This window comes from Methanosarcina sp. A14, assembly GCF_001729375.1.
Classification (GTDB): Archaea; Halobacteriota; Methanosarcinia; order Methanosarcinales; family Methanosarcinaceae; genus Methanosarcina; species Methanosarcina barkeri.
In genome coordinates, this window is sequence record NZ_LZPK01000148.1 from 1 (window position 1) to 10,842 (window position 10,842).

12 protein-coding genes and 1 pseudogene are annotated in these 10,842 nt (G+C 42.9%); all 13 read right to left on the reverse strand.

Annotated elements, in window-relative coordinates; all coding sequences use genetic code 11:
* Positions 1-158: 158 nt before the first annotated feature.
* The gene (locus A9239_RS18220; RefSeq protein WP_011021777.1) at positions 159-296 is read right to left on the reverse strand and encodes a DNA-directed RNA polymerase subunit P; all 138 of its coding nucleotides are present in this window, start codon (positions 294-296) and stop codon (positions 159-161) included.
* Between the two features lie 20 nt (positions 297-316).
* Positions 317-601 (reverse strand): 50S ribosomal protein L37ae, encoded by a 285-nt coding sequence (locus A9239_RS07865; protein WP_048117020.1) that lies wholly within the window; start codon positions 599-601, stop codon positions 317-319.
* A gap of 195 nt (positions 602-796) precedes the next feature.
* Positions 797-1,588 carry an exosome complex protein Rrp42 gene (gene rrp42, locus A9239_RS07870; RefSeq protein ID WP_048155677.1) on the reverse strand — a complete coding sequence of 264 codons (792 nt, stop codon included), beginning with the start codon at positions 1,586-1,588 and terminating at the stop codon, positions 797-799.
* Positions 1,572-3,092: an exosome complex exonuclease Rrp41 gene (rrp41, locus tag A9239_RS07875; RefSeq protein WP_048155681.1), complete on the reverse strand. Its 1,521-nt coding sequence runs from the start codon at positions 3,090-3,092 to the stop codon at positions 1,572-1,574. The genes rrp42 and rrp41 overlap by 17 nt, the downstream gene beginning before the upstream one ends.
* Positions 3,093-3,166: 74 nt before the next feature.
* Positions 3,167-3,949: an exosome complex RNA-binding protein Rrp4 gene (rrp4, locus tag A9239_RS07880; protein WP_048117012.1), complete on the reverse strand. Its 783-nt coding sequence runs from the start codon at positions 3,947-3,949 to the stop codon at positions 3,167-3,169.
* A gap of 11 nt (positions 3,950-3,960) precedes the next feature.
* On the reverse strand, positions 3,961-4,653 hold the full coding sequence (locus tag A9239_RS07885) for a ribosome assembly factor SBDS (RefSeq protein ID WP_048117009.1): 693 nt from the start codon (positions 4,651-4,653) through the stop codon (positions 3,961-3,963).
* Between the two features lie 77 nt (positions 4,654-4,730).
* Positions 4,731-5,480, reverse strand: a complete 750-nt coding sequence (gene psmA / locus A9239_RS07890; RefSeq protein WP_048117006.1) for an archaeal proteasome endopeptidase complex subunit alpha — start codon at positions 5,478-5,480, stop codon at positions 4,731-4,733.
* A 947-nt stretch (positions 5,481-6,427) separates the two neighbouring features.
* Positions 6,428-6,835, reverse strand: coding sequence for an Rpp14/Pop5 family protein (locus tag A9239_RS07895; RefSeq protein ID WP_048117003.1), 408 nt, complete (start codon positions 6,833-6,835; stop codon positions 6,428-6,430).
* Positions 6,832-7,551 (reverse strand): ribonuclease P protein component 3, encoded by a 720-nt coding sequence (rnp3, locus tag A9239_RS07900; RefSeq protein WP_048117001.1) that lies wholly within the window; start codon positions 7,549-7,551, stop codon positions 6,832-6,834. Before rnp3 ends, A9239_RS07895 begins: the two co-directional genes overlap by 4 nt.
* Positions 7,544-7,987, reverse strand: a complete 444-nt coding sequence (locus A9239_RS07905; RefSeq protein ID WP_048116999.1) for an RNA-binding protein — start codon at positions 7,985-7,987, stop codon at positions 7,544-7,546. Before A9239_RS07905 ends, rnp3 begins: the two co-directional genes overlap by 8 nt.
* Entirely contained in the window at positions 7,984-8,574 is a 591-nt protein-coding gene (locus tag A9239_RS07910; RefSeq protein WP_176722117.1) for a 50S ribosomal protein L15e, read from the reverse strand. Before A9239_RS07910 ends, A9239_RS07905 begins: the two co-directional genes overlap by 4 nt.
* A gap of 665 nt (positions 8,575-9,239) precedes the next feature.
* Complete coding sequence (locus tag A9239_RS07915; RefSeq protein ID WP_048116996.1) at positions 9,240-9,668, reverse strand: response regulator; 429 nt, start codon at positions 9,666-9,668, stop codon at positions 9,240-9,242.
* A gap of 38 nt (positions 9,669-9,706) precedes the next feature.
* Positions 9,707-10,128 (reverse strand): annotated as a pseudogene (locus A9239_RS20905) (sensor histidine kinase); the annotation flags it as partial.
* Positions 10,129-10,842 lie beyond the last annotated feature (714 nt).

Sequence of the window (10,842 nt, forward strand, 5' to 3'; positions counted from 1 at the left end):
AGAAATTCAAAATAGAAATAGAGTTTGGTATATTTATTGGATAGAAAGCGCCTATTTTCCGTTTTTCTACACATTAAATTATTAGATAGAAGGGCTTATTCACAGAAGCCCATAAATTTATCTAATACTTCTACTTGCCGGGTTAACCAGCATATTTCTTACTCGGCCTTAATGCGTTTAATGGTTGTAGGACGCTCTTTTACCAGGATCCTGTGTCCACAGTATGGACACCTTATACCTGTGTACTCATAGTCGATTTCCACTTTCTGTTTACATCGAGTGCATTTATAACCCATACAACCACAACCCTAAGATATTACTTTGCCTCAGCAACATTCTTCATCGTACGCAGCAGAGTCTGACCGACGCTGGTATAAGGAATATAAGTTCCGCCAGCAAAAGTGTGTCCACACTTACTGCATTTCCATATGCCGGTCCCGATTCTCTTCACGGTAGGCCTGGCACATTTTGTACACACATGCGGAGCTCGCATGCGTTCTTCCAGGTCTGCAACAAGCTTTCTGTCCTTTCTTCCGTATCTGGCACCGAATCTGCCTGCTGACCTGGAAACCCTTCCTTTCTTAGTGAACTTTTTTGCCATCGTTAAAACTCCCTAAAATAAAACATTTAATTCTAAGTGATTGAATTCGGAACCTGCTGGCTCGCGGGTCAGATCCCTGGGGTCAGATCCCTGAAACCCAGATATCAGATTCTACAATCACCTCTTGAACATATACTTAGACCGTAATACTGCATTTAATATTTATATTTAATTAATCCTGCCTGATCATTCCTTTTATACCAGTTCTTCCAGGTAAAGTTTCCTGAGTTCGGCTGCCTTTTCGCATGCTATATCTATTGCTTCCAGCACCTCAGCCTCGGTGAACGGAACAGAGCCCATTTTTTGCATACCTGCGACAGATCCATCCGAACTTGAGACCACCGTTAATTTAGTCTCACAAACCGCTTCCTCGTCCCGTGACGGGTCCACCATCAGCTTTGAGCCGATCTTGGCAAGAGTTACGCCCACAGGCATCTCTTTCATTGCAAGGGGCACATCCGCACCGATTCCATGCTGCTCGTTAGGGACAATTGTAGTCATAAGGGCCGCAATAGCAGCAAGACAGGATGCATCAATGACATTCCCGTTATCATTGAGGACATGGATATCTATATAGATGATCCAGACAGATTCTCCAACGCTTATGCAAAGCTTCTTTATATCAATTGCGCCTGATTCCCGAATTCCCCTGTCTACAACCCTTGCCATTTCAATTGCTTCTTCTCTGGGTGGACCTGGCTCAAACTCTGGGGAAGCAATAGGGTTGAGTTCCAGATTAGTAATAATTACGCCTTCGTCATGAGAATCCTGAAAAGGAGTCCCTGGCTGAAGTTTAACTCCTACAAGAACCTGGGTAGCTCCCAAGGTTACCTTTGCCGAGCCCTCGGCTTTCGAGATAACATTCGTTTCAAGCTTGATATCTCTGAAATTTTTAAATCCACGCCCATCCTGGCGCTTTCCCTTAATCATAAGGTTGTAAATATAGTCCTTCTTAAGCGTAGCAATAACTTCACTCATCGTTTTCACCTCTGCTTCCGGATTCAGAAGGGTCTTTTACTACCTTCCAGGGACCTTTGCATTCTTCTTCAGGCTCTTCTACGGCTTGCTCGGCAGGAGCCTCTTTCCTGGACTCGGCTTCGGACTCTATCTCTGGCCCGGACTCAAAAGCTTCTTCTGAAGCAGCTTCTTCAATCCCGGCTTCTTCAGGCTGCACTTCCTGTTCAAGCTGAGGTTCTTCTTCAACCTCTGCCTTCTCTTCAAGTTGAGGTTCTTCTTCAAGCTGGGTTTCCTGTTCAAGCTGAGGTTCTTCTTCAACCTCTACCTTCTCTTCAAGCTGCGGTTCTGCTTCAGGCTGAGCCTTCTCTTCAGCGAATTCCTCAATTTCGGGCTCGATTTCTGTTTCTTTCCCAGAAACGGTTTCTTCAAGTTGAAGTTCTTCAAGCTTCTCAGGTTCGGAAACGTTCTCAAAAGAAGCCTCGAAAGAAGATTCAAAATCAGCTTTGTCTTCAAATGCCTCTTCTTCAGCTTCTTCTTCAATTTCTGCTTCAACTACTTTTTCTACAGCTTCCCCTTCTACTACTTCAGCCTCAGCATCTTTAATGACTGTTTCTAACTCCTCGCACTCTGGAGCCTCTTTATTAACAGCACAGGCTTCAGCAGTTTCTTCAGATATACCTTCCTCAGACTCTTCAGTTTCCTCAATAACCTCTTCTACAACTGCTGCTTCGGGAGCATATTCAAGAGAAGGTTCCGTTTCCACAACTTCGAGTTCAGTCTCTTCAGCCTCTTCAGCGGCTTCGGACTCAGTCTCTTCCACAGGAGTCTCAAACTTCTTTCTCAACACTGCCTGCTGAATTTCAAGGATTTCTTTGCAGCCTTTCTTAACAAGCTCGAAGCCTTTTCGAATTTCATCAGGAGTTAGATTCCCGTCCATCTGGAGCAGGGTAATTTCTCCATCCTGGGTCATTGCAACAGGGAAATCGGCCTCACCATAATTATCCTCATCCTTGTTGAGGTCAAGCACTATTTGCCCGTCAACTTTTCCAAAAGCACAGGAAGTAACAAGACCTTTCATAGGGATGCCTGCATCTGCAAGCGCTATGCTTGAAGCATTAATTGCTGCTGTCCTTGTCCCTGCATCAGCTTGAAGTATTTCCACAAAAATATCGATTGCAGTTTTAGGGAAAAGCTCTGCCATAATCACCGGTTCAAAAGCTTCCCTGGAAACTTTTGAAATTTCAATGCTCCGTCTGCTGGGTCCGGGTCTGGCGCGGTCTTCAGTGGAAAAAGAAGCCATATTGTATTTGTAACGGATAACTGCAGTATCTGCGCGCTGTGAACGACGGGGGTGAACTTCTCTTGGGCCAAACACGCCTACGAGGATCTTATTCCTTCCCCATTCAAGATAACATGAACCGTCGGCTCGTGAAAGAACGCCGATCTCGATTTTCATGGGCCTGATCTCATCCGCATGCCTCCCGTCAAGGCGCAGCCCATCGTCAGTGATTAATTTTTCAGGTTTATCACTCATACTTTAATCTCCAAAAAACTCCTAACAACTACTTTACAGAAGCTTCCTTAAAATCCCTCATGCATATCCAGAACTCAGTTATTTGGATCCAGTAACACATCGATCTTCCTGTAAATCTCTTCGGAATGATCTTCTTTTGGCAACTTTACCTCTTTCGTACCACTTTTAAAAAACTTGGCGGACTTTGACTCTTTCTGCTTGCTCCGCTCATTTTTCAAAAAGTTATAGATCCTGTCTGTCAATCCGGAACGTTGAGCCTCGGCTTCGATCTTCCGGAGAGCCTTACTTAAAAGTTCCACATCGTCATCCTTTCCATCGATCCATATTCTGCCGTTCTGGCCCACGAAAATGCTGCAGTTTGTTTCTTTCTTAAGCATTGAGATCATGGATCCGCCGTGTCCTATCACACGTGGGACTTTCACAGGCTCAACTTCGACGATCTGGCCTGTTTTCAGTTTATGGAAGCTCGAATCTCTAAGGGCAAGCTCAACTTTCATGGAATTGTCTACATCTTTTACTCTAAGGATTATAGAGTCGCCTACATCCAGAACTTCATGCATCTCCCGGGATTCTATTCTTCTGGGATACTCAGACACATGGAACAGGCCGTCATAAGGAGAAGCAATGTCCATTATCCAGTTGGATGGCGTAACCACAATAACGATCCCGATCACCACATCATTTGCGGAAGGGATATAAACTCCCGCAAGAGGGATCACTCCAACTTTATCTTCTTTGAGATTTTCAATGCCACAAAATAAAGAATAGATCTTGTCGTTCTTGACATAAGTCCCGTATCCGGCTTTTTTCGAATTCTCAGATATCAGGTCACCAGGGATCACTATTTTTTTATCCATCCAACATCCTCTTATAAAAGTTTAGTTTGAGCCTCTCCCTTCGTAAGATGATTTATAAGAGCGTAAAGATCAGTCTGTACTCCTGCCGGGATTCTTACCACCGCAATCCAGGAGCCATCACGCTGCCATTCTTCTTTCGTAATGCTTCCTATCTTGGAAATATCTCCGTATGCTTTGGGAGCATATTCGGGAGGGATTTTCACAGCAATATTGACCTCTTCAAAGCGTATAGGTATAAGCGGGCGAATGGCTTTCATTGTGATTTTGACCAGCTGATCCACACTTTTTAAGGGGTCTATGTGCACCTTTGCCTCTTCCATCGCCTTTTCGATCCTTGCGGGAGGATGAGGTGCTTTTGTCTGGGGATTTATTGCATTCCTGGAAATGGTATAAATAACTTTTTTCTTTTTTTCCTCAAGCATGCGTTTTCTCTGTTCAGCAGTGAGCTGAAGCTCCCCACTTTTCAGGATCACGGCAGCAATCTTGAAGGGATCCGTTGTCTCAAAAGAATTGAGAATATCGGACTCTGCTGCTCGGTCCCCTCGGTTTGCGTCTTCGAAGATAGTTTCAACCGCCAGAATATCTTCAAGGTTTACGTCTTCTCCTCGCTTATAGGCCAGAGCTCCTTCGGGCTCGACCAGGACTTCGAAGTGTTTGCTGCCTCTCTTAAGCCGCGCAGTCACTGCCTCGTCCAGGGACACCATTTTCAAATACCTTCTCCAAAATATTATTTTGAGAATCCGAAGATTCTCTGAGTACTACACTCAACTATATATAGATTTTATTCTTTGTTCTCAGTTTCCTTGTGTTTTTCAAGGATCTGCTGAACATAATTCTCAACTTCTTCAGGAACTAATTTTCTGAATTTCTTGTCCTGAAGCGACACAATACCTACCTCAAGGGTAGACGCATCGAACTTGCCTTCGGCAGCCCTATAGAGTGCATCCATACCTAGAAGGATAGCTGCATCCATATTCATGTCTTCTCTGTACTCTGCTTCAAAGACCTCAACGACTGCATTTCTGCCTGCGCCTATAGCTGTCGCCTTGTATTCCAGAAGAGCACCGCTCGGGTCTGTCTCAAAGAGCCTTGGCAGGTTGTCATCCACACCTGCAATCAGAAGTGCAGTTCCATATGGGCGAACTCCACCGTACTGGGTGTATGTTTGTTTGTGGTCGCAGATTTTCTTGGAGATAACCTCCACACCTATGGGTTCATCGTAAGAAACCCTGTTGATCTGCGCTTCTACACGTGCTCTGTCAACAAGGGAGCGGGCATCTGCCACAAGCCCTGAGGTCGCAGCTCCTATGTGGTCGTCAATCTGAAAAATCTTTTCAATTGACTCGGCTTCTACAAGCCTGCTAGTTATTCGCTTGTCAACGAGCAGCACTACCCCATCAGCTGCCTTAATTCCCACGGCTGTTGTTCCCCTCTTGACTGCTTCGCGGGCATATTCTACCTGAAAAAGTCTTCCATCAGGGCTGAAAACTGTAATTGCCCTGTCATAGCCCATCTGTGGTGCCATCTGCATATTCCGTATCTCCCTTAATTTTTATTGTATATTGTTATTATCTTCCCGGCAAGAAACCGGTCTTTTTTCCTTAAAGGATCTCTATCCACAGGCTCGTAGCTAAATCACCGCCCTCCCCAAAAAGGCTTTGGTCAGTGATTGTGAACTGCTGCGAGGATATCCCGAAAAATTCAGGAGCTTAAAGTCCCCGACCCAGCATTCAGGTAAGGAAACCGACTTTTGATTTCCTATAACGTATTTCTTCCTTATTAGAGTTTTTTACATTTTATTCAGAACTTCCAACCTGAAATACTTTTTTCGGACGAAAACTGCGGAAAATACCCCAGTTACAGGGAATTCAAAGGTACTTCTACCCTGCAAAACTTCGACCCTGCAAAGTACGTTTTCCATAATCTGGGTTCGCGCACTTTAGGAGCCTTTTTAATAGTTTTAAGGTCCAGTTCCAATGTTAACTAAGTCTGCTAATAAAGTGTATTTACTCAGTTATAATGCTTGTGAGACCCGAAATTATCTTGCGCTTAAGGTCGTATTTTGAGTCATCTATAAAAGGGTTTTTGCTTCCACCGTTTTATTCTATACAGGTTTCAATCTACGTTTCGATCAGGCTCGCAATCATAGGATTTTATTCGGACCAGCTATTTTTCTGCCAATCAGCTTTGCCAATGAATATTATACCTGTTATATTAATACCAATGAATATTATATTTGTTACATCAATATACTCATTAATATACTCATTCATCATAGTATATATCAGACAGCGTCCTGATAGTTTATTATAATAGTTTCCTTGAAGCCTCAAAGCCGAGAATTCTCAAACCTGGCACAAAGCCATTATCAGAAAAACTGCTTAATTTACTTTCCCGGACCCTGAAAATTTGAAGCTTTTAAATTCTCTGGCTTTGACATTCACGAATCCTAAATTCAGTCTTTCTGAGCCCTGCAGTTTAGCTTTCCGGAATCCTGCCCAGGTTATTATTCTTCAGACGTTTTGGATTTATCCTGATTTCTGGCTCAAAGGTCGTATTCTGAAGAAATTTTTCGGTTGCCCTTTTAATCGTGCCTGAAGTTCCAAGTATATGCACAGTTGCCCTTTTTCCGTTGACCCGTGTGAGAGTTGCCAGTGATGCTCTCGTTTCTTTTACTTTCGTATGAGCACACTGAATAATACCTTTAGATTCTTCAAAACCGAGCACTTTGATATCACATTCACTGGCAGTGACATCTCCAAGCAAGGAAGAAGCCGAAAACATGACCTCTTTGACCAGATCACTCCTGCTGACTGGTACCTCTGAGATCAGCTCAAAGGCCAGATAGCGCTTTTTCGCACGAAGCGAAGGAAGTAGGCGTTTCAACAGTAATCTCCCTCCTCAAGTACCTCAATACCTTCTCTAACATAGCCGGGACCAGGGCGGTTCCTTGAGATTATTCCTTCAGGCACAACAGTAATGGCTTCAAGGGCCTCCTCTTCTTCAAGACCGCAGACTTCAGCCAGAGCAAGTGTCTCCATGGGAGAACGAAGGTCAAAACAGGACATTGCGCCACTTGAAAGGACAAGGGAAACATCGTACTTTCTGGCAAGTTCAAGGTTTGCTCTTAAATCCGACAACAGACGAACGCGCCTTGGTCCTCTTGAATGAAGAAGGGGTCTTATTGTCAGGCCGATTGCGACATCGTTTTCAGCTGCGGCCTTTGCAAGCACCTGGTTTAACCCACTGCTTTTAGCAAAAGCCGGGTGGTTCAGAACATCCACTCTCGGGTTTTCCAGAGCAGCCCTGTTGACGTTTTCTGAACCTCCATGGACTATCAGGACGTCCACAGACTTCCGAAATTTTCCAATAAGCCCGTGAAGTTTCGAGGGATTTTCCTCCACAAGCTCGATTCCCCTGAAAACCTCAAATCCGTTAGTAGAGGGCAACACAGGTTGTGATTGAGGAAGTTTATCAGAATGGTTTGCAAGCGCAATCCCGCTGTACCCTAAATGCCGGGCAAGAGCAGAAAGTTGATCAACCGTATTTTCCCCATCAGGCACTGCATGAACGCAAAAGTCGTAGAATTTAGGTTTACCCAAACAATTCCTCCACAATAGCTCCAGCTTTTTCCCGGTTTTTCGGATAAGTCTCGATCTTGACTTTTGCAGTGATCGCATCCGAGGAATTAGTCAGCTTCACCTGCTGCAGGTATGCAGCCTGCTTGTCAAAGCGAAGATGGAAGACCTGATCATCATCCAGCCTCTCAGGCATTTCTTCCCTCAGTTTTGCTATATCTTCTTCCGAAAAGTTCTCCCGTACGAAGCGGGCAAAACTCAGACAGTCTGCCTTTCTTTTAAGCTGTACGCTCAGGATAGTAATGGGATTTCCATGGTGCCCTTCAGCCTGGAACTCTTCAATCAGTTTGCTCCCGTCCCGGACGCCGGCACCGGATAAAAAAAAGTCCAGAGCCTCACAGACTCTGGATACGTCTTCGGTTGCGTGGGCGATCACACGCAGTATTATGTGATGAATCACTTGCCTCGACTCTTGTTTGCACGGATACTCGGTCTGGTCTTTTCAGTACCTTTTCCGCGTGCAGACATGCCTCTGCCCTTCTGGCCGGCACTGGTCTTGCCCCTTGCGGCTCTGTCCCTGGCGGACGGGTCGCATACCCAGTTCAGGCTCTTGTCACTCTTAATTACAGGGTGGAAGGGATCTACAAGAATAACTTCAAACCACTTGTTCTTTCCATCCTCCCCTACCCAGTAGGAGTTCAGGACTTCAAGGTTCGGGTATTTGCGATCTGCGCGGGCTTCGGCAATTCTCTGAATGCTCATGCCGCCTGTGATCTTGTTTACTCCCATTTTCTGGGTCCTTCTTCCACGGTTGAACCTTGTTTTACCAAGCCCTCCGCGGCGTACTTTTACTCTGGCAACGACAATACCCTGCTTGGCTTTGTATCCAATGGAGCGTGCTTTGTCGATTCTTGTGGGCCTTTCAATTCTGGTCACGGATCCCTGCTTTCTCCAGACCTGCATGCGCTCCCAGCGGAGCTCGTTCACGTAAGTTTTATCAGGATTTTTCCATGCATCACGTACGTATGTGTAATAAGATTTTACCAATTTAAACACCAGGTTTCACTTTTGTTTCACGGTTCAGCCCTGCCAGCAGGACCACATTCCAACGGGATCTAATCCCGAAAATGAAACATGGGATAAACTGAACCATCTGATTTAAAGCTTTGCCCGTACATAGCTCGATTAAGTGAAAAATCTACGCAAAAAGAGAAAAGATGACTCTATTCCTAAATCTAGTGATTTTTCTTATTTTTTCTTCTTTAAACCTACAATTTTTCCTAGTAACTATCCAAAAAAGCTATAATAGTTTGGGAAAACAGATTCTTTGGCATTTTTGCCAAAGAATCAGTATATTCATCTGATATTTTTTCAGAATAGTTCAATTAAAAATGAGCGCTGGCATACTTTTAGCTTTTAGTGGGTTTCATCGATTCGAAAAGGAGATAGATAAGACGTTTTTAGTGAAAGAAACCGTTTTGAAGAAAAAGCTTTCTTAGTTTTAATGTTACAGGTGAAGTAAAATAGTGTTTTTGTCTTTTATATAAAAAGGTTCAGAGGATTCTTTTACCAGTGGCTGAAATTATTTTCTCTGCTTATTTTCTCCAATCTCAATTTTACTTTTTTCTGGTTTTCAAATCCTCTGTGTCCAGTAGGAATTTCCTCTAAAGTTTTTATCGAGATATGACAGGTCCCGATATGTAGTGAAACATTTACTCAGGAATCTTTTCATTTTCTTTTCCAACTTCCTTTTCAGCCTCTTTTTCGGCTCTGTGCTTGTGAAGTGCCATTTCGATATTGCTGTGCAGGTCTTCTTCTTTAAAAGGTTTTGAGATATATCCCGCAGGCTCTGTCGTTTTTGCCCTCTCAAGAGTTTCGTCATCAGTGTAAGCGGTAAGATAGAGTACTGGAATCCGGAGCCGGTTTTTGATTTCACGAGCAGCCTCAATTCCATCCATCTCACCTTTTAACATGATGTCCATCAAAACAAGGTCTGCATTCGTCAACTCTGCTTTTCTTATTGCTTCCTCTCCTGTGGATGCAGTGCCCGGTACAGTATAACCAAGATTTTTCAGTTTGTTTCTAATATTTAGAGCTACTATATTCTGGTCTTCGACAACCAGAATTTTTGCTTTTTTCATTGTATCTCCCCTTTGATATCGGATAAGCCTCCGGATAATCAGTTGTTTTCCTTAAATAATATTTTGAAGGTAGTTTCTGAATCTTTTTGAAGTTCAATTGTGCCTTCCAGCCGTTCAACAAGAATGTTTACAAGCTGTAGACCCAGAGAACCAGTATTCCTGAAATCAAGGCCTTCCGGAAAACCCAACCCATTGTCCGAAACTACCAGCGAATATTAACTATTTTTATTAACTGAGCTCTTTGCACCAATATTATTGGTGATATTACTTATACTTTTATTCTTTACATTCTCTTCAGCCTTGCAGAGTTTTATTCGGATTTCGCCTTTTCTGCCCTGAGGAAAAGCATGTTTCAAAGAATTGGATACAAGTTCATTAATAATTATTCCCATAGGAACTCTGCCGTGTCCATTCCAAGAAAGGTTTCTTCAACATCCAGGTGCATCCTGACATCGCCTCTGACAGTACTGTTACTCCACTGACTATGCCATATTGCCTGAGAAACTCACTGCATTCAAGGAGGATTTCGTTTTCTATATCTTCCAATAGAATCGTTTTTCTCAAAACAAGGGTACATTCTGCCTGAGACTTTTCTTTTATGATAACCCTGTCTATAACTCCAGCTTTCCAGTCATATCTTGCCCTCAGAATGAAGTTTCCACCAGGCTCCTCCGTTTTTACTTGCATAGTTTCCAATTACAGAAACGAGTATCAATATCTTGATTGAAATTCAGGCTAACAACATCTTATGAGGATTTTTCTACTTTTATATTTTTCATTCCTTTAACTTAAAATTTTCTAGTTACTCTATCTTAAAAAATTAAAATGGATTTATATGTATCCACTATTTAAAAAGTTATATGGTATTATTGGAATTTTTTAAAATTCTCACGAGTTATTCAGAATTAGATAAGTAAAGTAGAGTATGCGGGATACAGTTTTTCGGAATATCTTCCAGTATGCAAGAAAACAGTTTTTCTAAATATCTACCAGAGTATTTTCTGTTTGCTTCAAGCATTCTCAACCTGTAGGAGGTCATCTTTGATTTTAAAAACTCCTATGTTTTAATAAAACTTAGTAATTATAAAATCATATTTAACATTAAATTGTTGTTTGCTAAAAAAACATTTTACATTGGAATATTTTTTGTTTGCAAACAATTTTTCTTATAATT